17 protein-coding genes are annotated in these 26,232 nt (G+C 63.2%); 6 read left to right on the top strand and 11 right to left on the bottom strand.

Annotated elements, in window-relative coordinates:
• The first annotated feature begins 46 nt into the window (after nucleotides 1–46).
• The gene (locus HMI58_RS09195; protein ID WP_205208040.1) at nucleotides 47–3,502 is read left to right on the top strand and encodes a bifunctional proline dehydrogenase/L-glutamate gamma-semialdehyde dehydrogenase; all 3,456 of its coding nucleotides are present in this window, start codon (nucleotides 47–49) and stop codon (nucleotides 3,500–3,502) included.
• A gap of 115 nt (nucleotides 3,503–3,617) precedes the next feature.
• On the opposite strand, the gene HMI58_RS09190 is transcribed toward HMI58_RS09195, so the two are convergent.
• The 4 genes from HMI58_RS09190 to HMI58_RS09175 all read right to left on the bottom strand — a co-directional run bounded on the left by HMI58_RS09190 (nucleotide 3,618) and on the right by HMI58_RS09175 (nucleotide 9,546).
• Entirely contained in the window at nucleotides 3,618–4,532 is a 915-nt protein-coding gene (locus HMI58_RS09190; protein ID WP_171619203.1) for a GIY-YIG nuclease family protein, read from the bottom strand.
• Between the two features lie 48 nt (nucleotides 4,533–4,580).
• Complete coding sequence (locus tag HMI58_RS09185; RefSeq protein WP_171619201.1) at nucleotides 4,581–7,769, bottom strand: type I restriction endonuclease subunit R; 3,189 nt, start codon at nucleotides 7,767–7,769, stop codon at nucleotides 4,581–4,583.
• A 142-nt stretch (nucleotides 7,770–7,911) separates the two neighbouring features.
• Nucleotides 7,912–8,409 carry a DUF6326 family protein gene (locus HMI58_RS09180; RefSeq protein ID WP_171619199.1) on the bottom strand — a complete coding sequence of 166 codons (498 nt, stop codon included), beginning with the start codon at nucleotides 8,407–8,409 and terminating at the stop codon, nucleotides 7,912–7,914.
• A gap of 96 nt (nucleotides 8,410–8,505) precedes the next feature.
• Nucleotides 8,506–9,546, bottom strand: coding sequence for an NAD(P)-dependent alcohol dehydrogenase (locus tag HMI58_RS09175; protein ID WP_171619197.1), 1,041 nt, complete (start codon nucleotides 9,544–9,546; stop codon nucleotides 8,506–8,508).
• Nucleotides 9,547–9,669: 123 nt separating this feature from the next.
• Here HMI58_RS09175 and HMI58_RS09170 point away from each other — a divergent pair, with 123 nt between their 5' ends.
• Nucleotides 9,670–10,344: a TetR/AcrR family transcriptional regulator gene (locus tag HMI58_RS09170; RefSeq protein ID WP_171619195.1), complete on the top strand. Its 675-nt coding sequence runs from the start codon at nucleotides 9,670–9,672 to the stop codon at nucleotides 10,342–10,344.
• A gap of 315 nt (nucleotides 10,345–10,659) precedes the next feature.
• Here HMI58_RS09170 and HMI58_RS09165 read toward each other — a convergent pair whose 3' ends face one another.
• Genes HMI58_RS09165 through HMI58_RS09155 form a run of 3 tightly spaced genes read right to left on the bottom strand, consistent with a single transcriptional unit; the run spans nucleotide 10,660 to nucleotide 15,511 of the window.
• On the bottom strand, nucleotides 10,660–11,856 hold the full coding sequence (locus tag HMI58_RS09165; RefSeq protein ID WP_318779173.1) for a restriction endonuclease subunit S: 1,197 nt from the start codon (nucleotides 11,854–11,856) through the stop codon (nucleotides 10,660–10,662).
• Entirely contained in the window at nucleotides 11,853–13,460 is a 1,608-nt protein-coding gene (locus HMI58_RS09160; RefSeq protein WP_171619191.1) for a class I SAM-dependent DNA methyltransferase, read from the bottom strand. Before HMI58_RS09160 ends, HMI58_RS09165 begins: the two co-directional genes overlap by 4 nt.
• Nucleotides 13,460–15,511, bottom strand: coding sequence for a hypothetical protein (locus HMI58_RS09155; protein ID WP_171619189.1), 2,052 nt, complete (start codon nucleotides 15,509–15,511; stop codon nucleotides 13,460–13,462). The genes HMI58_RS09160 and HMI58_RS09155 overlap by 1 nt, the downstream gene beginning before the upstream one ends.
• Before the next feature lie 550 nt (nucleotides 15,512–16,061).
• Here HMI58_RS09155 and HMI58_RS09145 point away from each other — a divergent pair.
• Nucleotides 16,062–16,730 (top strand): lipoprotein, encoded by a 669-nt coding sequence (locus tag HMI58_RS09145; RefSeq protein ID WP_171619185.1) that lies wholly within the window; start codon nucleotides 16,062–16,064, stop codon nucleotides 16,728–16,730.
• Between the two features lie 519 nt (nucleotides 16,731–17,249).
• Complete coding sequence (locus tag HMI58_RS09140) at nucleotides 17,250–18,668, top strand: HNH endonuclease signature motif containing protein (RefSeq protein WP_225668005.1); 1,419 nt, start codon at nucleotides 17,250–17,252, stop codon at nucleotides 18,666–18,668.
• 202 nt (nucleotides 18,669–18,870) lie between these two features.
• Here HMI58_RS09140 and HMI58_RS09135 read toward each other — a convergent pair whose 3' ends face one another.
• From HMI58_RS09135 to HMI58_RS09120, 4 genes are all read right to left on the bottom strand, one after another.
• Nucleotides 18,871–19,824, bottom strand: a complete 954-nt coding sequence (locus HMI58_RS09135; RefSeq protein WP_171619183.1) for a MerR family transcriptional regulator — start codon at nucleotides 19,822–19,824, stop codon at nucleotides 18,871–18,873.
• Between the two features lie 174 nt (nucleotides 19,825–19,998).
• Nucleotides 19,999–21,513 carry a glycerol kinase GlpK gene (glpK, locus tag HMI58_RS09130; RefSeq protein ID WP_171619181.1) on the bottom strand — a complete coding sequence of 505 codons (1,515 nt, stop codon included), beginning with the start codon at nucleotides 21,511–21,513 and terminating at the stop codon, nucleotides 19,999–20,001.
• 85 nt (nucleotides 21,514–21,598) lie between these two features.
• Nucleotides 21,599–22,345: an MIP/aquaporin family protein gene (locus tag HMI58_RS09125; RefSeq protein WP_171619179.1), complete on the bottom strand. Its 747-nt coding sequence runs from the start codon at nucleotides 22,343–22,345 to the stop codon at nucleotides 21,599–21,601.
• A gap of 132 nt (nucleotides 22,346–22,477) precedes the next feature.
• Entirely contained in the window at nucleotides 22,478–24,166 is a 1,689-nt protein-coding gene (locus HMI58_RS09120; RefSeq protein WP_171619238.1) for a glycerol-3-phosphate dehydrogenase/oxidase, read from the bottom strand.
• 282 nt (nucleotides 24,167–24,448) lie between these two features.
• On the opposite strand from HMI58_RS09120, the gene HMI58_RS09115 reads away from it, so the two are divergent.
• Together HMI58_RS09115 and HMI58_RS09110 are read left to right on the top strand one after the other, a co-directional pair.
• Nucleotides 24,449–25,366, top strand: coding sequence for a sugar-binding domain-containing protein (locus HMI58_RS09115; RefSeq protein WP_171587148.1), 918 nt, complete (start codon nucleotides 24,449–24,451; stop codon nucleotides 25,364–25,366).
• Nucleotides 25,367–25,394: 28 nt separating this feature from the next.
• On the top strand, nucleotides 25,395–26,231 hold the full coding sequence (locus tag HMI58_RS09110) for an aldo/keto reductase (protein WP_171619177.1): 837 nt from the start codon (nucleotides 25,395–25,397) through the stop codon (nucleotides 26,229–26,231).
• Nucleotide 26,232: the final 1 nt, after the last annotated feature.

Genomic DNA, 26,232 nt, shown 5'->3' with positions numbered 1-26,232 from the left:
TCAGGATCCGATTGCAGTGGCCCGTCGCATTGTGAGGCACGATCGCATGACACAGCTCTTTCCCACTGTAGATCCCCTTCCCGCCACCCTGGGTGACGACGCCGTCGCACTGGTGAGGCGCTGGCTGCACCTGGATGAATCCCGCCGTCCCGAACCTGTCGCTACCCGCGGATCGCGGTCGGCGCAGCTGCTCGCCGAGGTCCTCAAGGATGACGCCGGACTCCAGTTCACCCTTGGGTTCGTCGACCGGGTAATCCGGCCTGAGGACAACGCCGTCGCCGCCCGCAACCTGGCGAAGCTGGCGCGGCAGGCGCCGTCGTTCCTCCCCTGGTACATGCGCGGTGCCGTAAAACTCGGCGGCGCACTGGCACCGACCCTGCCTGGCATCGTGGTGCCCGTGGCGCAGCGGGTGCTGCGGGAGATGGTGGGCCACCTCATCGTCGACGCGCGGCCCCACAAACTCGGCAAGGCCATCGCCGGGCTGCGCGGCGAATCGGTCCGGCTGAACATCAACCTCCTGGGCGAGGCGGTCCTCGGCAACGACGAGGCCGACGCGCGGCTCGCCGGAACCACCAAGCTCCTCGCGCGCGACGACGTCGACTACGTCTCCATCAAGGTGTCCTCAGTGGTCAGCACCATGAACCTGTGGGACTTCCACGAGACCGTCGAGCGGGTCGCGGCCCGGCTGCTCCCCCTGTACCGGTTGGCTGCGTCCTCCCCCGCGCCGAAGTTCATCAACGTGGACATGGAGGAGTACCACGACCTCGACCTGACGGTCGCTGTGTTCAAGCGAATCCTCGACACGGAGGACCTGGTGCACCTCGAAGCGGGGATCGTGCTGCAGGCCTACCTGCCCGACGCCCTCGGCGCACTGCAGGACATCACGGAGTGGGCCACGGCCCGCCGTAGCCGTGGCGGGTCGGCCGTCAAGGTCCGGCTGGTCAAGGGCGCCAACCTCGCGATGGAGCTCGTCGATGCGAAGGTGCACGGCTGGGAACCAGCCACCCTGCCCTCCAAGGAAGCTACCGACACCAACTACAAGCGCTGCCTCGACTGGGCGCTGCGTCCCGAGAACGCCGAGGCGGTCAGGATTGGAGTGGCCGGCCACAACCTGTTCGACATCGCCTTCGCGCGGCTGCTGGCCCTGGCCCGCGGTGTCGAGGATCGCATCGAGTTCGAGATGCTCCTGGGCATGGCAGAGGAGCAGGCGGAGGAGATCAAGAAGGATGTGGGTTCGCTCCTCCTGTATACGCCGGTGGTCCACCCGGCGCAGTTCGATGTCGCCATCAGCTACCTGATCCGCCGCCTGGAGGAGAACGCCAGCCAGGAGAACTTCATGTCTGCCGTCTTTGAGCTGAGCAAGAACCCCCAGCTGTTCGAGCGGGAGAAGAAGCGCTTCCTCGATTCGTTGGCAGCCGTGGACAACACGGTCCCCGGTCCGAACCGTTTCCAGACCACCGACCGCTTCGTTGCGTCGGCGCCCGGCGAGTTCGCGAACCAGGCCGACTCGGATCCGTCCCTGCCCGTCATCAGGGACTGGGCCACCGGAATCCTGGAACGTGTTCCGGGATCAACCCTCGGCGTTGACCTGGTGAAGGCCTCCTGGCTCGCCACTAACGACGACGTCGACCGCACCGTTGATGCAGCGCTCGCCGGTCAGACGGATTGGTCTGCCCGGTCGGGCGCCGAACGGGCGGCGGTACTCCGCAGTGCGGCCGCCCGGTTGGCCGCGATCCGCGGCAACCTGGTGGAGGTGGCCGCCAGCGAGACGGGCAAGACGGTTGCAGAGTCGGACCCCGAGATTTCCGAGGCTATCGACTTCGCCAACTACTATGCGTTGCTTGCGGAGGAGCTGGACCAGGTGGAGGGCGCCGAATTTGTGCCCGCACGGCTGACGGTTGTCACGCCGCCGTGGAACTTCCCGGTGGCTATCGCTGCCGGCTCGGCACTTGCCCCGCTGGCGGCGGGCAGCGCCGTCGTCGTCAAGCCCGCGCCACAGGCCAAGCGTTGTGCCGCGGTGCTGGTGGAGGCACTGTGGGAGGCAGGCGTGCCCCGGGAGGTCCTGCACTTCGCCGACGTCGAGGAAGGCCCCGTGGGGCAGCACCTCATCTCGCACCCCTCGGTGGACCGGGTCATCCTGACCGGCGCCCACGACACGGCGAAGCTGTTCCGCAGCTGGCGCCATGACCTTCCCCTGCTCGCCGAGACCAGCGGCAAGAACGCACTGATCGTCACCTCCAGCTCCGACCTGGACCTGGCCGCCGCCGACGTCGTGAAGTCGGCGTTCGGGCATGCCGGGCAGAAGTGCTCGGCTGCTTCCCTGGTGATTCTGGTGGGGTCGGCCGGAAAATCGGCGCGGTTCCGCAACCAGATGGTCGACGCCGTCGCCTCCCTGAAGGTGGGCTACCCCGAGGACGCGGCCACCGAGATGGGACCGGTCATCGAGCCTGCCGAAGGGAAGCTGCGCGACGCGCTCACCACGCTGGGCGAGGGCGAGACCTGGCTGGTCAAGCCGAAGCAACTCGACGACACCGGCCGGCTCTGGAGCCCTGGCGTCCGGGCGGGCGTGAAGCCGGGCAGCTACTTCCATCTCACCGAGTTCTTTGGCCCGGTCCTGGGAGTGATGCACGCAGATTCCCTCAAGCAGGCGATCGAGTGGCAGAACGCCAGCCCCTACGGTTTGACGGCGGGCATCCACACCATGGACAGCGACGAGCTGGCGCTGTGGCTCGATTCCGTCCAGGCCGGCAACCTGTATGTGAACCGCGGCATCACCGGTGCAATCGTTCGGCGTCAGCCCTTCGGTGGCTGGAAGCGTTCGGCGGTTGGCCCGGGAGCCAAGGCCGGCGGACCTAACTACCTGATGCACCTCGGCAGCTGGAAGCCGGTGGAGCTACACCCGGGTAATGTTCACGCTCCCCTGAGCGGACCGGTCCGGGACCTGCTGCACGCAGCCGATATTCCCGCCGTCGACCAGGGGTTCCTGGCCCGGGCAACGGCCGACGACCAGCGCCACTGGGTCAAGTCGTTCGGCGCCAACCGCGACGTGTCGGACCTCGGGGTGGAACGCAACGAGTTCCGCTACATTCCGGGCACGGTGACGGTGCGGCTCAACGAGGACGGCACACTGGCTTCACTGGTTCGGGTGCTCGCTGCCGGGCTGCGGGCCGGGGCCACGCTGCGGGTCTCTTCGGCTCACCCCCTGCCGCCTGCGCTGACCGCTGTCCTGTCGGCGCACAACGTTGAGCACGGAGTGGACGACGACGCGGCGTGGCTGAAGCATGCGCCGTCGGCGTCGCTGGGCCGGGTCCGCCTGATTGGCGGCGGCTATTCGGAACTGTGTACAGCCACCGACGGCGATCCTGATGTGGCGATCTATGCCGGGCCGGTTACCGAGTCCGGTCGGATCGAGATGCTCCCGTTCCTGCACGAGCAGGCGGTGTCCATCACGGCCCACCGGTTCGGTAACCCGGACAGCGTGTCGCACACGGTGCTCCACTAGCCGGGTCTCCCTAGGGACTAGTCACCCTGATGCGCTGAATACCTTCGCCGAGCGGTGAGATCTGGCGGGTTCGGACATTCCGGGCCCGCCATTTCTCACCGCTCGGCGGGCGTGTTTAAGGCTGTGTCATGGGGATCGACTGTTCCTGCCACTGGGCGTAACTCATTCCAGTTTCAGGAGCAATCCAGCTGGTCCGACCGTTGGTGGGCCTACCGGTAACGACGGCGGCAGCCGCGCTTGGGCTTTTGAACGCATAAGGCTTTGTAAACCGCCGGACCTGCCCCTCATCCTCGAACGTACCGTCAACGGAAAGTCGGTCATAGAGTTTCCTGTAGCCGGTGTGGGTACCCACCCACTGGCGGCGCACCGCTGAACCTTCGTAGACCACAAATTCTCCGTCAACCTCTTGGCCGCGTGCTTTTTCGCCGCCCGCGGGTACATTCAGTTCGAATACGGGTGACGAGGCCTTAGGCCGGTCCGGATCCGTCGCCTCGTTCTCATTGCGTGGTACTTCCCGGAAGGCCTCGACACCAAGCAATGGGAGCACAATCCGCGCTTGGCTAATGAAGTATTCCATGTCCGAGATATCGGCCTCGGGCAACGGTAAGAGGGGTGGCGCAGTCTTGTTGACGATGGTAGTCCGGTCGGTCGACTTGCCCAGTTGTATAAATCGGCTCTCCAGATAACGGACGTGCGCTTTCGTGAGGTTCGCGTCCTTACTGGTGAGCAGCAGCGCTCGAGTCCAGAAGTCTTTACCTCCCTCGAGTTCACCTCGGTTGTGCATTTTGAGGCGTATGGAGACATCGTCACCTTCTCCGATGTACAACATCTGGTCGTCTGGGTCTTCCTCGTTCACTCCGGTCAGAAAGTAGACGCCGGTTTTCCCGGCCTCCGGGCGGGCGAGAAGCATCGCAAGGTCCGACCTGGATCCGGCAACAATCTGCCCAGTCCAGTTCATAATTTCTGCAGTCAGGAGTCCGCCCGGCATGCCGTCGGTCAGGAAGAGCCGGACCTGTTTACCTGTCACCATTGCTGGTCTCACTGTCGGTTGTGGATAGGAATGTGCTTCGTGCCATCGTCAGCCGCGCGCTTCCGCGTAGCGGGGTGCCATGGATTCCATCTGCTCCATCACAAGTTTGATGGCGGCCGGTTGTTTGTCGGGCGGATAGCCGTTCTTCACAAGCAACCGTTTGATCGAGGAGCGAAGCTTCGCCCGGACGTCGTCGCGCACCGTCCAGTCCGTCCGCACGTCACGCTGCATCACTGCTACAAGATCGCGCGCGATCTGCGCCAGGATTCCCTCACCCTGCACTTCCACCGCGGATTCGTTCTGCGCCACCGCGTCGTAGAAAGCGAGCTCGTCCTCGTTCAATGGCGGCGAGAACCTTGCGCCCCGGGCCGCCTCTGCCGCGACTTCCTTTGCCAGTGCAACCAGTTCCGCGATGACTTCCGCCGAGGTGAGCTGCTGGTTCGTGTACCGGTTCATCAGTTCCGTGATGCGTTCCGAGAACGCACGCTCACGGATGACGTTGTTACGGGTGGTCTTCGCCGATTCCTCGGCCACCAGCTTCCGCAGCGCCTCGATGGCGAGCTGCGGATTCTTCGCCTGCTGTGTCTTCGCGATGAACTCGGGGGTCAGGTCTCCCAGGGATGGCTTCGGCATCCCTGCCGCCTCATAGATGTCGAGGATGTCCCCGGTGGAGGTCGACGTCGCAATCAGGTCCCCGAGCAGCCTCGCGATATTCTCGGGCACCGGCTCCCCCCGGGCCTGCCGGTCAGCGGCGTCGAACTTCGCCATGTAGACGCGGATCTCCTCGTACACCTGGATCTCCGGGCGGAGTTCGGCCAGGTTCTGGGCCCCCGAACACAGGGCCCAAGCACGGGACAGCTGACTCGAGGCCTTCCGGTACCGTTCCGCGAGGGTCTCAGCGCCGTCGTCGGGCTGGTTGCCCGGTGTCAACGCGCTGCGCAGGTAGTTGACCGAGCCGGTGACAGCATTCTTGAAGGCCTTGGGGGTGCCCGCACGGTAGACGGCGCGCCAGTCGAACCCGACGAGCATCTCACGCAGCATCTCCACCAGGGACTTGGTGAGCTCCACCGCCTCCTCAATGTTCTTTCCGATGGGCTTGCTCTGCTGGTCGGTCTTGGAATACTCCGCCAGTGCCTTGGCCAGGTTGTCGGCCAGCGGCGCATACGCCACCAGCAGCCCATCCTGCTTGCCGCGGAAGGTGCGGTTCACCCGGGCGAGCGTCTGCATCAACAGCGCTCCCTTCAACGGCCGGTCCAGGTACAGGGTGTGCAGCGGCGGGGAGTCGTACCCGGTGAGCATCATGTCCTTGACGATCACTATCTCGAGTTCGTCGTCGACATTCCGCAGGCGTTCCTTGATGGTCGCGTTCGCCGAGTCCCGGCGCACATGGTCGACCACCGGGGGGACGTCCGACGGCGTCCCGGAGTACACCACCTTGATCTTGCCCTTGTCGAGGTCATCCGAGTGCCAGCCGGGGCGCAGCGCAATGATGGCCGAATACAGGTTGGCGCAGATCTCCCGGGTGCCGCCGACGATCATGGCCTTGCCGGGCGATTCGATGAACTGGCGCATCTTGCCCGAACGATTTTCCCAGTGCGCCACCAGGTCTTCCGCGAGGGCGGCGATGCGCTGCGGCGCACCGTAGACGGCGTTCACGACGGCGACACTCGCCTCGATCCGTGCCCGCTCGGTGTCGTCGAGGCTGCGGGTGATGTCATCGGCCGCCTGGTCAAGGGTTTCCTCGGTGACGTCCTGGGCCAGCGCCACCTTGATCAATCGTGGTTCGAAATACACGGGAACGGTGGCGCCGTCGTCGACCGCCCGGCTCAGGTCGTAAATGTCGATGTACTCGCCGAACACGTCACGCGTGTTGCGGTCGTCAAAGGAAATAGGTGTCCCGGTGAACGCGATCAGGGTGGCCCGCGGCAGAGCATCGCGGAGGTGGCGGGCGTACCCGTCGAGGTCGTCGTAGTGGCTGCGGTGCGCTTCGTCGACGATCACAATGATGTTCCGCCGGTCCGAGAGCAGCGGATGGTCCACGCCCGCGTCTTTCTCCCCCTGGCTGCGGCCGAACTTCTGCAGGGTGGTGAAGTAGATGCCTCCCGTGGTTCGGCTGGAGAGTTCCTCGCGCAGTTCGGCCCGGCGGCGGATCTGCTGCGGTTTCTCCGGGAGCAGGAGGCTCTGCGCAAAGGTCTCGTACAGCTGGCCGTCAAGCTCGTTGCGGTCGGTGATCACCACGATGGTGGGATTGAGGAGCTTGGGGTGGCGGGTGACTTGGTTGGTGTAGAGCTCCATTTCCATGGACTTGCCCGAGCCCTGGGTGTGCCAGACGACGCCGGCCTTGCCGTTACTGGCAACCGCTGTGACGGTGCTGCCCACAGCCTTGGAGACCGCGAAGTACTGGTGAGGCTTCGCGATGCGCTTGGCCAGCCCGTCCGAACCTTCGTCGAACGCGGTGAAACTGCGGGTCAGCTGGACGAACCGCTCAAGACTGTAGAGGCCGTCCAGGGCCAGATCCAGTTCGGTGACCGGCTCGCCTTCGACGACGGCGTCACGCACCACGGGTTCGCCGTCGTCGTCGACATTCCACGGCGAGAAGTGGTTCAACGGGGTGAACGGCGTGCCGTACTTGGCGAGGATCCCGTCGGAGGCGAGGGTGAAGACGCAGAAGCGGAAGGCAAGCGGGAACTCGCGCAGGTAGGTCTGCAGCTGGGCGTGCGCTGCGGGTACATCGGCCGAGCGGCTCCCGGCCCTCTTGAGTTCGATCACGCTGACCGGCATGCCGTTGCAGTAGAGCACAACGTCGAAGCGACGTTTGTAGTCTCCCTGGCGGAGGGTGACCTGGTTAACAGCGAGCCAGTCGTTGTCGTCGGCGACGGCACTCAAGACGCGGAGGGTGGGATTGTGTTCGGTACCGTCGGTGTCGATGTAGCTGATGCCGCGGAAGCCGTCGGTCAGATAGGTGTGGATGCGGTGATTTTCGGTGATGGCATCGGTCGACTTGGGGGCGGTGATCTCGGCGACGGCCTGCTGCAGGTACTGCTGCGGCACGGTGGGGTTGAACTTCCGCAGCGCCGCGAGCAACCGGGGGCGGATGAGCAGGTCATCCCAGGTGTCGCGCTCCCCCGATCCGGGTGCGATGGACTCGCCGGTACCTGGTCGCCAGCCGAGTTCGGCCAGCTGTTCCATGGCGAGGCCCTCCCAGAGCGCTTCGCTGAGACCTGTCACTGCTGTCATGCTATTCCCCCAGTGTGTTGCCGATCACTGGCTTCAGTCTAGGTGTTGCATCGGTTCGACCTTGTGACACAGGCGGTTCGGCGTTCCTGCCCCGGCGGTAGAGGCCGTTGAATGCCCTACCGCCGGGTAGGTCCACTTGGGTTCATCCTTCCTGCTGGGCGCGAACGGCTTCACGGTCCGGGCTGGTCGGTATGGTCGCCGACGGTGCGGTGCGGAGCCAGGTCCAGGCGGAGCGCAGGATGAAGGCCAGGATCAGCAGCTCAACTCCGATGGTGAGGCCGTAGTAAAAGGCCCAGTCCCAGGTCGCGCCTGCCGCGTTGAAGATGGAGAGGGGGATGAACAGCAACGCAACGACGAGGTTGGTGACCCGGTTCGCCCGGGCGGGCGCCGTCATCGAGAGCAGCACCATCAGACTCGGAATCGCTATGATCACGAAGAAAATGGACATCAAGGTCCCGGTGATGTCGAAGACGAAGATCTCGCCACCCCGTATTACGTCAATTTCGCCGGGCTGGTAGAGGTGGAAGTAGTCGATGTAGATGACGAGGAGCATGAAGCTGGTCCAGGCGGCCGCGAGCTTGACCTGCACGGGGATTCGCGGATTTTCGAGCAGTTTCGGGGTTTTCGTTCGGATGGGCATTGGCTTTTCTTTCGTTGGGAGCGGTCCGTCCGCCGGAGTGGCGGCAGGTCTGGGCGTGCATTCGCATGGGTTGGGTCGTTCTCATCTGTCCGGTCGTCAGACGGTGATCACGACCTTCCCTCGGGTGTGGCCAGCTCCGACATAGCGGAGGGCGTCGGCCGCTTCGTCCAGCGGGTAGGTGCGGTCGATGACGGACCTGACCTGCCCGGCCGTGAGCAGCTCGGCCAGGGTGAGCAGGTCCTGGCGCTTTCCAACCGACATGAAGGGCTTCAGCTGCTGACGGGTGAATCCGGACAGCACACGCGCTTTGACGATCCGACCGAGGGGGCCGAACCAGCGGCCGCCGCGTCCGCTGTTGGGGATCAGGGTGCCGGTGGGCGTCAGCGCTTGACGGACAGCCGCCAGTGGCTGGGCTTCCACGTTGTCGAGGATGACGTCGTAGCGCTTACCGGTGCGGGTGAAGTCGGTCCTCGTGTAGTCAATGACGTGGTCGGCACCGAGTGACCGGACCAGGTCGACGTTGCGGGTGCTGCACACACCCGTGACCTCGGCACCAAACGCCTTGGCGATCTGTACAGCGAAGGAGCCCACGCCGCCTGACGCGCCCGTGACCAGCACCGTCTGGCCCGGTCGAACATTCGCGATCTTGCGCAATGCCTGCAACGCCGTCATCGCCGAGGTGGCCACCGCTGCCGCGTCCACGACCGACAGGTTGGCAGGCACGGGCACGAGGTTGTCCGTCGGAACGCTGGCGTACTCCGCGAGTGCTCCAGCGGTGCTCCAGCCGAAGACCTCGTCGCCGGAGCGGAGGGCGGTAACATCCTTCCCGACTGCTGCCACCACGCCGGCGAGGTCCATGCCAGGGATGCCGTGGCGCGGCCGGCGAAGCCCGTACACCAGGCGCACCATGTATGGCTCGCCGGTCATGACGAAGTAGTCGCCAGGGTGTACCGAGGCCGCGCCCACCTGGACGAGCGCCTCGCCTCGCCAAGGTAGCGGCAGCCCGACGTTGGACACCTCGATAACGGAGGGCGGACCGTAGCGGTGTTGGACGGCAGCTCGCATCGTCGCTGTCCCGCCCGTATTTACCCCCGGCGTCAGGGGTGCTTCGGCATTCGATCGCTGTTCGTTTTCCACGGAAGCCTCCTTGCGTCCGAACAACGACCTTCGCTGCCCGTACACCGTACGACGTACGTTGTACGATAGAGTGTGAACGTACGCTGTACCAATGTCAAGCATTTTGTGAGAGCGAGGAATCCCGTGTCCGCTAAGGAACAACGCCAGGTCACGTCAGACGCGGGGCTGACCAAGCAGCGGGTGGTGATCGAAGCGATCCGACTCGCCGACCGCGAGGGGGTTGAAGGGCTGAGCATGCGCCGGCTGGCTCGCGAGCTTGGAGCGGGCGCGATGTCGCTCTACCACTATGTGGCGAGCAAGGAACAGTTGCTGGACGCGATGATCGACGTCGTGTTCGAGGAGATTGAGCTACCTCCCGAGGAGACCGACTGGCAGTCGGCGATGCGACGGCGTTCGATATCCGCCCGTCAGGTTCTCGCGCGCCACCCGTGGGCGATTGGCCTGCTGGACTCGCGGACAGCACCGGGGGCGGCGCACCTCCGCCACCGCGAGGCGGTCACCGCCTGCCTGCGGAGGGCCGGCTTCTCGGTTCTGATGGCGACGCACGCCAACTGGTTGCTCGACAGCCTGGTCTACGGGTATGCCCTGCAGGAAGCCAACCTGCCGTTCGATACAGCCGATGAGTTCGCGGACATGGCCGAGGACGTCTATCTGCCCCAGCTTCCTCCAGGCGAGTTCCCCTACCTCAACGAGTCCGCCGCGGCGCTTGTCGCTGCCGGCTACGACCCCGCGGAGGAGTTCATCTTCGGCCTCGACCTCGCCCTGGCCGCTCTCGAGCCCCTGAGAGCGTCCGCGTAGCGACGTTTGCAGACGCCGCCCGCGCCCTGCACCCCGGGTCCGATCCATAACCGCCGGCTTGTCGTGGGCTCGAAGTACTCGCTGCTGCCTAACTCACCGCGAGCTTCGACCAGGTCAAGGCTCCAGCCAACCCCGCGGAGTAAGACCGGCGCGAGTGCCAGCCCTTCAAACGCGGGTGTCTACGAGAGTTGGTCGGAAGGAAGCTCCCTCCTCGCCGGAATCCATTCCTAACCAGTCGCTTATGGTCGTCGCCGCCGATGCCCTCCACTGGATAAGTAAATTTCGTTTTGGATCTATTCAGCGGCACCGTCAGCTTTAGACCAGCTCTTCGACCAGCAATTCGGCTTCTCTGACCCGTAGTTTGCCGGACATGAGCTGCGGTAGCAGGGCGTCACGGCTGGCAACAAGCGTCTCGTTCTCTGCACGAGACTGGACTGCGAGTAGTCCGACACTCGTGATCTTCCCTTGAAGCTCCGGTTCGACCTCCCTAGGGTCTACCACGAGTGTTTCCAAGAGGTCAGCTGGCCTGACTCGCTGATGGCTGCCTGACGTACCGGCAACCTTCGATTCCAGAGTTGCACCGAATGAAGGCTGCAACAGCTCCGCCCACAGGAACGTGGTCGATGAATACGAAGGTTCAAGGACGAGGAACTCGGTAGATGCCAGACCCGGAATTGCTGGAACCTCCGCTACGTTCCAAACCCTGGGGAAACGCGGATTGAGCTTCGAAATCAGCACACAGGGCTGTCTAACCTCAAATTTTGAACTTTTGATATCGATTGGCCGGGTAACTTCAGCAGTTTGGCCAACGTCGAACGCCGGAAGGCTGAAATGCGCCACTTCGTTAGCAGTCATTAGTGACGGGTTGATCGTAGCCTTGTGCTGTTTGACAACTTTTCCGAGGGAAACCGTTGGTTCATAGCGGGCCAGCGAGAGAACAGCGAGGTCCTTAGCCACGTCTATGAGTTTGGCGTTGGCGGCGATCTTGTCATCGAGAGCCCCCAGCACTTCCACGATTGCACGCTGTCGGGCAATATCAGGAAGATCTAAGGTCATTGATCTTTGACCGGTCAAGCTCACATAAGGAGCCATATCTGTCTGGCCCTTCAACAAGTCAAGCTGGCGTGCAAAATGTTCAGATATAAGGACGTAACGTAAAAAGCCCTGGCTTATCTCGGATTCATCTAGGCTGCGCCAAAAAGTAGTTTGAGGAGAGCAGACGAATTCTGGAGAATCGACGGGAGCTACTGCGACCTTTCCGACCGTACCTTTGTGAGAAAGAATTACGTCCCCTGGAGCCCCTATGCCCTTTCGGATGCGGGCCCTGGCCTCCGGATTGATCTGGCCAGCATTTGTAAAATCAACGAACCCGCTGGTCATGTCTGCTGCTCGAATGAACGAAGTACCCGAAGGAACAAACTCATGCGGACGAGGTCGATCATTGCCGTGATTTCCGTCTTCAACTCTTAGCAGTCCCTTAGCGACCAAATCGCTTACTCGAGCGCTTCTCACAAGACCCGCCCCAACTGCTCCCGCACGACCGCGGCCAGTCGCTCTGACTCAGCAAACTGATCTAATAACTCAGCTGATAGCCGGGCGATCTTCTCCTCAATCGGCTCGCCGTCGTCTTCGACATCCGCCGCACCGACATACCTGCCGGGCGTCAGTGCGTAGTCAGCCGCCTTGATCTCTGCCAGTGGCACCGACTTACAGAACCCTCCGACGTCGTCGTACTCGATGCCCGACCCCTGCGCCGATGCTGACCCGCACCACGCGTGATAGGTCTCGGCAATCCTTGCGATGTCCTCATCCGCGAGTGCGCGCTCCGCCCGGTCCACCATGTAGCCCAGGTTCCGCGCGTCGATGAACAGCACCTCACCCGACCGGTCGACGGCTCCCGACGACTTGTTCTTAGCGAAGAACCACAGGCACACCGGGATGCCGGTGCTGCGGAACAGCTGAGTGGGTAGAGCGACCATGCAGGCGACCAGGTCGGCCTCCACCAGCTGCGCACGGATATCACCCTCGCCGCCAGAGTTCGACGACATGGACCCATTGGCCATCACCACCCCAGCGCTGCCACCCGGGGCGAGCTTCGAGATAATGTGCTGGATCCACGCGTAGTTGGCGTTGCCCACCGGCGGGACACCGTACTTCCAGCGAGGGTCGCTCTCGGAACGCGCCCAGTCCTTGATGTTGAAGGGCGGGTTCGCCATGATGAAGTCGGCCTGCAGATCCGGGTGCTGGTCACGCGCAAACGTGTCGCCCCAGCGGCTGGCCAGATTCCCGTTCAGCCCATGGATGGCAAGGTTCATCTTCGCCATCCGCCAGGTGCGCTCGTTCAGCTCCTGACCGTAGACGGAGATGCTCGAACCCTCCTTGTTGTGCGACTCAAGGAACTTCTCCGTCTGCACAAACATGCCGCCCGACCCACAGCACGGGTCATAGACGCGCCCGTGATCGGGCTCCAGCACCTCGACCAGGACGCGGACTACATCGGCCGGCGTGTAAAATTCTCCGCCCCGCTTACCCTCGGCCTTCGCGAATTTCTCCAGGAAGTACTCGTAGACCTCGCCAAGGAGGTCGCGGGCCTTCTTAGCGCCCTGTCCGGTGAACCGCGCGGAGTTGAAGAGGTCCAGCAGTTCACCGAGACGGCGCTGGTCGATGTTGTCACGGTTGAAGATCCGCGGCAGTGTTGCCGCAAGAGACGGGTTGGCGCCCATCACGGCGTCCATCGCGTCGTCGATCAGCTCGCCAATGGTCTTGGCCGCTTCGCCGGCTGCTGCCTGCGTCCCCTTGGCGTTTTGCGCCAGATAGGTCCAGCGAGACTGCGTGGGCACCCAGAACACGCCTCGCCCAGTGTACTCGTCGACGTCGTCGATCATCTGCGCGATCTGCTCGTCGCCGAACCCGTCAGCGGCAAGTTCAACCCGGATCTGCTCCCGGCGTTCGTCGAACGCGTCCGAAACGTACTTCAGGAACACCAGGCCCAGGATCACATCCTTGTACTGGGACGCGTCCATGGAGCCGCGCAGCTTGTCCGCGGCCTTCCACAGGGTGTCCTTGAGTTCCTTCATGGTGGACGGCAGGGCGTCTACCTTTACTTTCGGGGGCACTAGGGCGTTCCTTCCATCGGGGCGGCGGGGGTGTTTTCGCCGAGGGTCACGGTGTTGCTGGCTACGCCGTCCATGATCAGCGTAGCGAGTTGGTCGAGTTGATTGACGCGTTGGAGCGCGGCGAGCCGCTCCTGTTCGACGGCGTCGAGCGTGCGCCTGAGAAGATCCCGCTGGTCGACGTCGACCGCGCGGACAGTCCACGACCTCCACCTCCGTGCTGTCGGCGCCTGGTTGTTGATGTCTTCGGCGAGCAGCCTCGCTACCAGTCCCGGCTGACCTCTACGGGGTGATCCTCCATCAACAATCCGGAGGATGCGGGCCGGGTACGCGACGACGGCTGCGCCGTCGGGATCCACCAGAGCGACGGGCCGCGGCCCCGTGCAGAAGACGACGTCGCCCGGCTCTGTGAGTCGGCCGGCCGGGTAGTGTGCAGCGAACCTGAACCGATCCATCACCGCTGGAGGATCCCCGTCGAGGAGCGACCCGGCGGTGATCACTGTGATGGCACCGGGCGCATTCGGGTCACCAGCGTGAAGGTCCGCCGCATCGATCCGATTCCCGGGGAGGTAGGCGACCGCGCCGGCATCGGCCAGGTCTCCGAGAAACCTCTCCATCGGGCTCTCCGGGGTCGGCGTTGGGATTACCCGCATATCCAGACCCCGAACGGTTTGCGGCTGTTGGAGTGATGACAGGAGATTTTCGATGTCTAGCACCGCGTCAGCTGGTTGAGCGGTCCTGTTGCGTGGAAGTGGCCGAACCCGAACCAGTGAGCCGCGTGCCGCGAGCAACGACGACGTCCTCACGAGCCGCGCGAACCGAAATGAATGCTTCTCCACCGATCGCTGGTTGCCCATTGCCGCGGCGAGATCGCTGATCAGATCTTCGATGTCCGTGGTGGACAGTGAGGTTCCGGAGAGGTCAGACACCATCGTCCACCGATCGGCCAATGCCACCTCAGCGTGCGCGGGGCCGAGTACCCAAAGGGCCATCGCCTGGCGGGGCTTCGAGGTAATGAAACCTTGAGGTAAGCGGACGACGGCGCGCAGCCGCCCCGTGCGCAAAATGGCTGACCGGATAGCTTCGCTCTCCCCTGCTGCGCCGTCCATACCCAACGCATCACAGAGCGCGCTTGCGGGACCGAGTGCCACGGCGCGGTCATCATCGGTGAGCCACAGACAGATCCCGTCGACGGCGTTCAGGATCGCGACGTCGTCCGGGTCCTGGTTCTCGGCGTGAGGAAACTGGGCCAGGTGCAGTGCTGAATCCTGCTCGCCCACGGGGCCGGCGTCGTCATCCGCTGCCTCAAACGCCAGGCCATGAGTAAGGAGACGACGCAAACCACGCCGAGATGCTGCCGAGTCGAACCCCTCCCAAGCGAGGACGCACCGCGCCGTTCCGTCACCCTCGCTCAGCTTCAGGAGAGTGTCGCTGCTCCCTGGCGAGTGATCCACAACCAGCATTGATCCATCGTGCCGATTGAGCAACGCGACTGCCGCGGCAGCCACCAAACTGATGGCATCTTGGTGGATCTCTGCACCCTTCAGCCCGAGCCTCCTCTGGGACGTGAGGAGCAGGTCGAAGGCCGCCGCCGGGCTGTAGACTGCGTCGGCCAGCGCCTCTGCGGTCGCTGCGAGGATGGCAAGCTTGTCGCCGGTCGCTTCCATTTCGCGATAGAGGCTGTGGTTATCCGGGTCGTAGTCGTCAGCTAAATCCAGCAGTTCGACGGCGGACAGTCCGCTCAGTCGCCTTCCGCTGAGAACCTTAAGGCACAGAAGGGCCGTCAACGCATCAGTCTCCGCAGGGTCGGCAACTATGCCCGAACGAAAGGCGTCGGCGTCAAGGAGTGCGGAGGGGTTGTTGCCGCGACCGGTGTCGTGGAGCCATCGACCAATTTCAGCGGCGTCGAATGCCGGTTGGCTCGGCGGGCTGTTGGTTGGCGCTGGGAAAGGAAGATCGGCGTCACGATAACGACGCCGCCACATGGAGACCACCGGTCGGGCAACCTGGGCCAGCCGGGCCACATCGGCGAGGGACATATCGGCTTTGGTCATGTTCGGCACGCCTCCTTTTCTATCCGCTATATCCGCGGTTCAACGTTCTGACCCTACCCGTTGCCTGTCGTGGTTCAGGTTCAACGTTGATAACGGGGGTTATCACGCCCATTTGCCTCTAGATGCGGGAGCGGCCGTAGCGTTCATTTCCACAAGCAGAATCCACCTATGAAAGGACTGACGTGAAGTATATTCGCCAGATTCATCTGGATAGCCCGGGCACAAGAAGCGAGCACATCTCACGGGTCAACCACTCGGATACCCCTACCGGCTCTCTGTCCGAATCCTCCAGGACGAAGATCGTGCAGCAGATTACGGCTGGTACGGAGACCTACTGCAGCCATAGCACCAACGGCGCCCAGGCCGCCGTAGTCGTGAGGACTAGCGGTCTGGGTATCAAGTACATCACCACTGTCAGCGACGGACGGGAGACCAATAATCTCCTAAGCCTCCCTCAGTACTGAGCACACCATAGTCTGGTTGGAAGCGGCGTGGGGGCCGCTTCCAACCGTTCATTCCCCCATCAACACTTTCTTTAGAAGGATTGTCAGTGAAAAAGAGCTTGGTAGTTTATGCGGTTGCACTTCTTGCCCTGAGCGGATGTTCAAGTGCGGTGACAGATAGCGACCGGGCGCAAGGCGCGTTGGCGACAACCGCGGCTGCCGCGGCGCCTTCAGCTTCACCGTCAGATGATGTGGCGTCGCCATCGCCTTCACCGACCCCTGAACCTGAGGAGGCTGAGGAGCCTGAGGCTGAGGCTGAGGCTGAGACAAGCGTTCGCGGGAATCTGGTGAAAGACATTGGGGAACCTGCAGGCATCTTCAACTCCGAAGATCGCAGCACTAACGTCATCGACTTCACCGTGACTTCAATCGCCCCCGCAGAATGCACAGAAGAATACGCCCAACCGGCGGCCAACGGCCACTACCTTGCTATTCAAATGGACGTCATCACCCAACCCGAACTTAAAGATGAGTTCAGCGGCAGCTTCTACGCTGACGCGGGCACATGGAAGCTCATTCAGGCAGACGGAACGACGTTCAACGGCATGTTGTACGGAAACTCTTACGGGTGCCTACCCGAAACAGCCATACTGCCGCAGTCAATCGGCCCCGGAGAGACGGCTTCCGGAACAGTCCTCCTCGATGTGCCAGCCCTCGAAGGAACACTTGTGCTGTCCTATCTTGGCGAAGACGCTTGGGAATGGGTCATCCCCTAGACCTGACTTCAACGGAGCAGGCTTCGGGTCGTATCTCAAACTTCTTGGGTCGAGTACCGGTAATGCTGGTTCTGTTACGCCTCGAAAAATTAGTAGAAAAAGATTTCTGAGCAGCCCCGTTCTGCCCCTAATTTTGTCAGTGGCGGGTGATCGAATAGAGGTATGGAAAGCAGCGAAGCTTCTTCTACCGGACCGGAGACTCCTCCCGGATCTGGCGCGGAAGCCGCCGCGGATACTTCTACGGACGCTTCTTCTAGGTATGGGCTGGCTGGTCCGTTGGGTGTTGAGTCGGTGTGGAAAGCCCCGGTCGTTGAGCCGCCGGAGCACACGACTGACCCGACCAACACGGACCCTGAGGACGACGCTGATCCGAACGAAGCAGATTCTCCGGATTCGGAGTCGGGGTCTGATTCGGAGTGGTTGTTCTCTGAAGCGTGGGCCTCCTATTACTTCGGGGATGACCCTAATGTGCGGGTGCGTTCCAGTAGTGAACCTCCAGCACTGACTGGGCAGCTACAAATGGCGGCGGTGGGTGGTTTGGACGCCTGCCAGGTGTTGGACGCTCTGAAAGACATCGACGAAGCTAGGTCGTGGTTGGACGCTCAGGAAGCGAAAGTCGTGACCCGGGCCCTTGCCCTGCAAACCGAGCTCACCCGCCACGATCCGAGGGACTGGGGGTACGAGAAAACCGTCACCGCGTCGGAGATCAGTGCAGCCCTGCACATACCGGAACGGACGGCTGGGTTCCTCGTCGAGCACAGCACCCTGCTCACCCGGTACTGCCCTGCGACTTTGGAGGCGTTGGAGGCCGGGAAGCTCAGTAAGCGGCATGCGTGGGCTGTGGTCGAGGAAGCCACCAGCATCCCCGACACTGATCCAGCAGTCACTGCGGACTTTGAGGGCCGGCTGATCGGGATGGCGTCGCTGACGACGGTGGCGAAGTTCCGTCAGCAAGCGAACCGGCTCCGCGAAGAACTCCACCCCGAATCGATCACCATCCGGCGTAAGAGGGCGGTGAAGGAACGCGGGGTGTTCCTGACCCCCAGCTATGACGGGATGGCCTGGCTCGAAGCCTACCTACCCGTGGATCAGGCTGCCGGGATTTTCCACCGGGTCGACACCGCCGCCCGCCACCTCCAAGGCCCCGACGAACCCCGAACCCTCACCCAGCTACGAGCCGACGTCCTCGCCGATGTCCTCACGAGCGCCGGTGTCACGGGGCATATGACAGACCGAGAAAGGCCCACCACCGTAGATCCCAGCACTGTAGAACCCACCGCTGGCGATCCCTCCACCGACAGCCGAACCGCCGGTGACGCTACCGCCGACAGTACCAGCGAGACGCGCGGGATGATCGAATCGGATGGGACCGAAGGCCCTGATAGCCCGGAAGCATCGGATGGGTCGTCCAGCCGCGGTGGTGCAGGTGCCTTCTGGGGGGTGCAGGCCAAGGTATTCGTCACCGTCCCCGTGATGACCCTCCTCGGCGGGGACGCTCCGGGTGAACTCGAAGGGTACGGGCCGATTGACCCCGACACCGCCCGGAAGCTCGCCGGGCATGCGCCATCGTTCACAAGGATCCTTACCCACCCGTTCACGGGGGCGAGGCTGGGTGCTGATGCCACTACGTATCGGGTTCCGAAGGACCTGCAGGATGCGGTCAGGGTGCGGGATCGGACGTGTCGGCATCCGGGGTGTAACCGGTTGGCGGTGTTCTGCGAACTCGACCACACCACACCCTGGTCTCACGGCGGGAAAACCAGCTATTCGAATCTGGCCGCGCTGTGTAAACGGCATCACAAGCTCAAATCCGAGGGCTACTGGCACTACCGACAACCCGAACCCGGAATGATCATCGCGATCTCACCCGCCGGCGAAACCTACCTCACCCGACCAGACCCACCACCGGCACCAAAAGACGACCCACCACCCTTCTAGTGCGTTGGTCAAGGATTCTGTGCTGGAGTTTGCGGGGAAGTTCATGGCCAGCTACTCCGCTGCCGCTATGTACGCCCGCGTCTCACCGGATCCGCACTTGGACCGACCCCGCCCGCGGTTCTGCTTTCACTCTCGACCGACCCGTAAAAGATCCGAACAGGCGCCCGGCTCGGGATACTGTGCCATATCACTACGCCACCCTCTACGAGGGCCTCGCCCTGTCTACGACAGCCGGTGGCTCCTGGGCCGACATCTCCAGCGTTAGTTCCATGCAGCGCAGTCGCGCCGGAGACCAGTCGTAGGGCATCTTTCTGATGGCGTCACCTGTGCTCATTGACTTTCGCCCCGTTTCAGCATCAAGGTCGACCCTCTCCTCCCCCTGATCAGAGGGGAGGGAATGCAACGCATCCCAGGAATCGAAGAGCGCGTTGTCCTCTTCGGTCAGACCGGAATCATCGATGACTGTGTTCAGCTTCTGTTCGAAGGCATGCCGCTGGACAGCTACTTCTTCCACGCGAGGGTCATCGACGGCGACGGTGTCATCAAGGGTCTCCTCTGCGGCATCAACGCAGTCGGACTCTTCGCGCAGACCAGGGTGGGTGGCCAGGGCAATGTATCGGCTAGCGTTCACTGCCGCACCAAGGGGACCGAAGATTCGCTCGATGACCAGCACGTTATCCAAGTCGGCCTGGCGCAGCGAGCCCTCTGGCAAATTCTCAAGTCGGGTGGCAACAAAGTCGGAGAGCAGACCCATTCTGCTGCCCCGGGATCGCATGCGCTGCACGGCAGCCCGCTGCCGCTGCAGTTCAGCTTCCTGGGCGATGAGAGTCGTCTCCAACCGTTCCAGAATGCCCGCTACACCGTGGTCGCAGTCTGCCCCACCAGTAGCCTGGCTGGCAGCTGTGTCAACAGCAGTCGTCCCAGCAAACGCATCACGGATGTCGTCCAGGGCAATTCCGGCGTCAGCCATCTTGCGGATCCACAACAGCTGGATCATCTCTTCGTAGCCGTAGCGGCGGCGGTCGTCACTGCCCCGCTCGGGTTCCGGCAGCAGACCGATCGCGTGATAGTGACGGATCGCCCGCGGTGTAACGCCGACGAAGGACGCAGCGTCACCGATCTTCACCTGACGAGGGGGAATGAGGGACGAGACCATGAGCAGGACCTTCCGTGGAGGAGCGGGATGTGATTCCACCGAACCACATAACGCTACGGGAGCTGCAACTCCAGGCCCTTATCCCGAACACGCAGCAGGGGTGGCAACCATTCTCCCGGATAGTTGCCACCCCTGCTGGTGCTGCAGTTACTTGTCGAACAAAGACAGGTGAAGTTACTTCACATCCTCGTCAACCCAGTCGAACGTCCGGGTGACAGCCTTCTTCCAGAGGCGCAACTGGCGGTCCCGCTCTCCTTCGTCCATCGAAGGGGTCCAGCGCTTGTCCTCGGCCCAGTTGGTGGCCAGCTCGTCGGTGTCCTTCCAGAACCCGACCGCCAGACCGGCTGCATAGGCCGCGCCAAGGGCAGTGGTCTCGGTGACCTTGGGGCGGATCACCGGGATGCCGAGGATGTCGGACTGGAACTGCATGAGCGCATCGTTGGCGACCATGCCGCCGTCGACCCGCAGGTCCTCCATGTCCACACCCGAGTCTGCGTTCGCCGCGTCCAGCACCTCGCGGGTCTGGAATGCGGTTGCCTCAAGCGCGGCACGGGCGATGTGACCCTTGTTGACGAAGCGGGTGAGGCCCACGATGGCACCGCGGGCTTCGCCACGCCAGTACGGGGCAAAAAGGCCGGAGAACGCCGGCACGATGTAGACGCCGCCGTTGTCTTCGACGGTCTCTGCGAGCTGCTCCACCTCAGGTGCTGACTTGATGATGCCCAGGTTGTCGCGCAGCCACTGGATCAGTGACCCGGTGACAGCAATCGAACCCTCGAGGGCGTAGACGGCCTTCGCGTCCCCGAGCTTGTAGCAGACAGTCGTCAGAAGGCCGTTCTTGGAGTGGACGATCTCCTCGCCGGTGTTGACGATCATGAAGTTGCCGGTGCCATACGTATTCTTGGCACCACCCTTCTCGAACGCGGCCTGGCCGAAGGTGGCCGCCTGCTGATCACCAAGGATGCCCGCCACCGGCACCTCACGCAGCAGCTGCGAGGTGTGGACGGTGCCGTAAACCTCGGACGAGGACTTGATCTCCGGCATCATTGAGCGGGGTACCCCGAAGGCCTCAAGGATTCCGTCGTCCCAGGACAGGGTCTCGAGATCCATGAACATGGTCCGCGATGCGTTGGTGACGTCGGTGATGTGCACGCCACCGTCGGTGCCGCCAGTGAGGTTCCAGGTGACCCACGAGTCGGTGTTGCCGAAGATCAGGTCGCCGGCCTCAGCCTTCGCCCGTGCCCCGTCAACGTTGTCCAGGATCCATTTGATCTTGGTGCCCGAGAAGTAGGTGGCCAGCGGCAGGCCGACCTTCTGCTTGAACCGCTCCACTCCCCCATCAGACGCGAGTTCGTCGACGATGGACTGGGTCCGCGTGTCCTGCCAGACGATGGCGTTGTAGACGGGCTGGCCCGTGGTCTTGTCCCAGACCACTGCGGTCTCGCGCTGGTTGGTGATGCCGACCGCGGAAATATCGTGCCGCGTCAGGTTCGCCTTCGACAGGGCGTTGCCAATGACCTCACGGGTGTTGTTCCAGATTTCGATCGGGTCATGCTCAACCCAGCCCGCCTTGGGGAAGATCTGCTCATGTTCCTTCTGGCCGGAGGACACGATGTCCCCACTGTGATCGAAGACAATGGCCCGGCTGGAGGTGGTGCCCTGATCGATCGCGATTACGTACTTCGACATGTAGTGCTCCTCTTTGAGTATTTCCGTCGTGAATAGTGCCGGCATGCGCAGTCAAGGACCGCGCCCGCCGGGGTGAAACTAACTGCTAGCCGGTGACTGCGGGAAAGGTGACCAGCATGGCGACCAGGCCGCCAAGAACACCACCGATCAGGGGGCCGACCACTGGCACCCAGGAGTAACCCCAGTCGCTGCCACCCTTGCCCTTGATGGGCAGCAGGGCGTGGACGATCCGGGGACCGAGGTCACGCGCTGGGTTGATGGCGTAGCCGGTAGGACCACCAAGGGATGCACCGATACCCACAACGAGCAGAGCGACGGCCAGTGGGCCGAGGCCCGACGGCGTCCCGGCGAACGAAATGACCACGAACACCAGGACGAAGGTGCCGATGATCTCGGTGATCAGGTTCCAGGCGTTGGAACGGATGGCCGGCCCGGTGGAGAACACGCCCAGCTTGTTGGCGGGGTCGGGCTCAGCATCGAAGTGCTGCTTGTAGGACAGCCAGCAGAGGAAGGCACCGAGCATGGCACCAATCAACTGGGCAGCGAAGTACAGCAGTACGTTCATGAAGGTCTTGTCGATATCGGGGCCGAGCGTTGCAACATCTGAGTTGACCAACAGACCCACCGTAACGGCCGGGTTCAGGTGTGCGCCGGAGAGCGCAGCAACATAGACACCGGCGAAGACGCCGAGCCCCCAACCGAAGTTCACCATCAAGAATCCGCCATTATTGCCCTTGGTACCGGCCAGGGCGACGTTGGCAACGACACCTGTACCCAGCAGCAACAGCAGCATGGTGCCGAACATTTCGGCAACGAATGCTTCCAGAGACATCTTTGACTCCTTTAATTATTCATTTTTATCGAACCCAGCCCTCGGCTGAGGCTCTCTTGCTCCCCCCGGCAACAGCTGCCGTTGGTCCTGCATCCGCTCCGGGAGCGGCAATGGTTACGTGCCTGACAGCGGCTACGCCACCAAATCTTCGACCTGAACGTTGTGCCACTTCAGCAGCACCTGTTCAGCCAGTTCTACCTCAGCCGACACTTTCTCGCTGCTCCACCCGAGCAGCGGAGCCAGCGTCTCAGCAAGTTCCTGGAGCAGCTCTGTGGTCACCAGTCCGCGGAAGGCGATTGACGTCCGGCGGATCAGCACATCAGCCAGGTGCCCCACCTGCTCGTGCTCGACCATGTACTCCAGCTCCCGCTCGCTCAGCTCCTGGGTCGAGGAGAACGAACGGTCCTGGCCCGCACGCAGGTACTCGATGACGTCGACGGCGCGGGTGCCGTAACGGGTCAGCAGCACCTCGGCGCGCTCGGCTGAAAGTCCCGGCTCCACATGGGCGCTCACCCAGGCTTTCTCAGCGGACGGCGTCCGGGGGAATCCCTTTCCGCCGCCGATGGCGAGCCCCGCCGTCGTCGTCGTCCGCCGCTTCCCAAGGACTTCAAGGACGTCGTTGGTCATGTGCTCGGAGAGTGCGCGGAAGGTGGTCCACTTGCCCCCGACGAGACTTAGCGTGGTGACCGGCTTGGTGCCGGTGCTGTCCTGGCGCTTCTCGATCCTGTAATCGCGTGACACGAAGCCGGGCTGGGTGTCGTCGTGACGTGGGAGCGGGCGGACGCCGGAGAAACTGTAGACGACGTGATCGTGCTTGACGGTGATCGCAGGGAACACGTGGCCGATCAGTTCGATGAAGTAGTCAACCTCTTCGGGGGTGCACACGGCGGGCTCGTCCACATCGGTGTCGATGTCGGTGGTGCCCACGAGCACCCGGTCGCCGATCGGGTAGACCAGGACGATCCGGCCGTCGGTGTGTTCGAAGAAGATCTCGCGGCCCGCGCAGGCGGCGAGCAGTTCCGGGTGGTCGAGCACAACGTGGGAGCCCTTGGTGCCACCCATGAAGGTGCTGCGTTCGCCCAGGGCATCGTTGGTACCGTCCACCCATGCGCCGGTAGCGTTCACGACGACGTCGGCTGCGAAGGTGAATTCTTCGCCGGTGAGTTCATCCCGGAGGAGGACCGAATCGCCGTCACGTCCGATAGCGCTGACGTAGTTGATCGCCCGGGCTTCGGCGTTTGCGGCGAGCCCGTCACGGAGCACGTCAAGCGTCATGCGCTCGGGGTTGTGCACTGACGCGTCAAAGTAGGTGGCTGTGTAACGGACGTCGGGCCGAAGATCGGGCAGCTGCGCGAGGGACTTCTTGCGACCGGCGAAGGTATGGCGCGGCACGGCTCCGCCGTCGCGGGAGAACCAGTCGTACATGGTCAAACCGGCTTTAATGAGGAACGCGCCTCGCTCGCGGGGCTGGCCCTGGCGATGGGTGAGGAACCGCACCGGAGCGGCGAGGATGCCCGAGAAGGTACTGAAAATCGGGATGGTGGTCTGGAGGGGCTTGACGTAGTGGGGGGCGGTCTTCAGCAGGGCATTGCGCTCAACCACTGATTCCCGGACCAACCGGAACTCGCCGTTCTCGAGGTACCGGATACCGCCGTGAATCATGTGGGACGACGCACCCGACGCGCCCTGGCAGTAGTCTCCCCGCTCCACGAGCGCGACGTCGACGCCCTGCAGTGCGAGGTCCCTGAAGGTTCCTACGCCGTTGATGCCGCCACCAATAATGAGGACAGAAGCCCGGGGGGTCTCCCTGAGACGTGTCACCCCTGCTCGCTCAGCGGGTGTGCTTGTGGCACCTTTGCCGGTAGCGGACTCAGCCAAAACATTCTCCTCAACAGTTTGCACGCTGCATTGGATCCGCAGCCGTTCCACCTATTCTTGAAATGCTGGGAATAATAGTCAATGGTGTTGCACATACGTGCAGAAGTGACGGAGGATTTGGCTATGAACGTTCGACCCGAGGCTGAAAGGCCCGACCCCGTTGCACAATCTTCCGCTGAGGACTTCAAGCGTTCACGGAGCGGCGACGCGCTGCGGGCGGCCCAGATGTACTACCTGCAGGACCTCACCATGAACGCCATTGCACGGGAGCTGCGGACGTCCCGGTCGACCGTTTCCCGGCTGCTGTCGATGGCCCGGGACACGGGGCTGGTCCAGATCCAGGTCAACAACCCATTGCAGCGGGCACCGTCCCTGGAGCAACAGATCCGGCGGCAGTTCGGTGTGGAAGCCCACGTGGTTCCCGTCACCGACATCGTCAGCGACTCCGAGGTACTGGACCGGGTGGCGATCCAGGCGGCACGGACCATCGGGCCGCTGGTCGATTCGAACGCCATCATCGGCGTCGCCTGGGGGTCCACCCTGAGCGCGGTCAGCCATCATCTGACCCGGAAGGTAACTCACGACAGCACCATCGTCCAGCTGAACGGTGCTGGCAACACCCAGACCACCGGAATCACCTATGCCAGCGAGATCCTGCGCCGTTTCGGCCAGGCCTATGGCGCCCGAGTGGAACAGTTCCCCGTCCCGGCCTTCTTCGACCACGCCGAAACCAAGACGGCCATGTGGGCCGAACGCAGCGTCCTGCGCATTCTCGACCTGCAGCGGCGGATGACCATGGCCATTTTCGGCGTCGGGTCCATCGACGCCAACATCCCCAGCCACGTCTACTCCGGGGGCTACCTGGACGACGACGACCTGCGGGCGTTGGAGGAGCACCAGGTGGTGGGCGACGTCGCGACCATGTTCTTCCGCGCCGACGGCACCCACAGCGACCTCCTCCTCAACCAGCGCAGCACCGGCCCCGAACTGGATCTCCTCCGGCAGGTGCGCCGGCGTATCTGCGTGGTGTCGGGGGAAACCAAGATCAACGGGCTGCGCGGGGCCCTAGCCGCTGGCCTCGCCACTGACCTCATCCTCGACGAGGGGTCGGCGCGCCGCCTGGTGCATGGCGGGTCCCGCTGAGCCAGAGCGCCTTCGGTATTGTCGAGGTATGCATAAGGCACCGAAAATCGCTCTCAACAACGGGGTACAGATCGACCAGGTTGGTTACGGTGTGTACAAGGTGCCGCCTGAGACCACTGCGGATCTCTGCTCCCAGGCCCTCGAGGTGGGGTACCGCACTATCGACACCGCAGCCATGTATGGCAATGAAGCGGGAGTGGGCCGGGCCGTGACCGATGCCGTCAACGCCGGCTGGCTGGAACGCGACGACGTCTTTGTCACCACCAAGCTCTGGAACGACAGCCACGGCTACGATGCGACGCTGCGCGCCTTTGACGCCTCCCAGCAGGCGCTGGGGCTGGACGACGTCGACCTCTACCTGATCCACTGGCCCTGCCCCGACAAGGACCAGTACGTTGACACCTTCCGCGCGCTGGAACAGCTCTACCACGACGGGCGGGTGCGGGCCATCGGGGTGTCGAACTTTCAGGTGACCCACCTGGAACGACTGTTGGCGGAGACGGGGGTAATTCCGGCCGTAAACCAGATCGAGCTGCACCCCTACCTGCAACAGCATGAGCTGCGGCAGTTCCACGACACCCACGGCATCCGCACCCAGGCGTGGAGCCCGCTGGGTCGGGGAGCCATTCTGGCCGACCCGGTGATCGGTGAGATCGCATCCGACCTCGACCGGACACCAGCCCAGGTGGTCCTGCGCTGGCACGTGCAATCCGGCAACCTGGTCATCCCCAAGGCGAGCACGCGAGCCAGGATCGCCGGCAACCTCGACATCTTCGGTTTCGACCTCACTCCCGGACAACTCGCGGACATCGGCGGGCTCGAGCGGGACACCAGGTTCGGTTCCCACCCGGACCGGGTGAACTAGC

The organism is Arthrobacter sp. 147(2020) (assembly GCF_013116715.1).
Lineage (GTDB): Bacteria > Actinomycetota > Actinomycetes > Actinomycetales > Micrococcaceae > Arthrobacter_D.
Note: the sequence above shows the minus strand (reverse complement) of the source record. Positions and strands in the feature narration are given on the sequence as shown.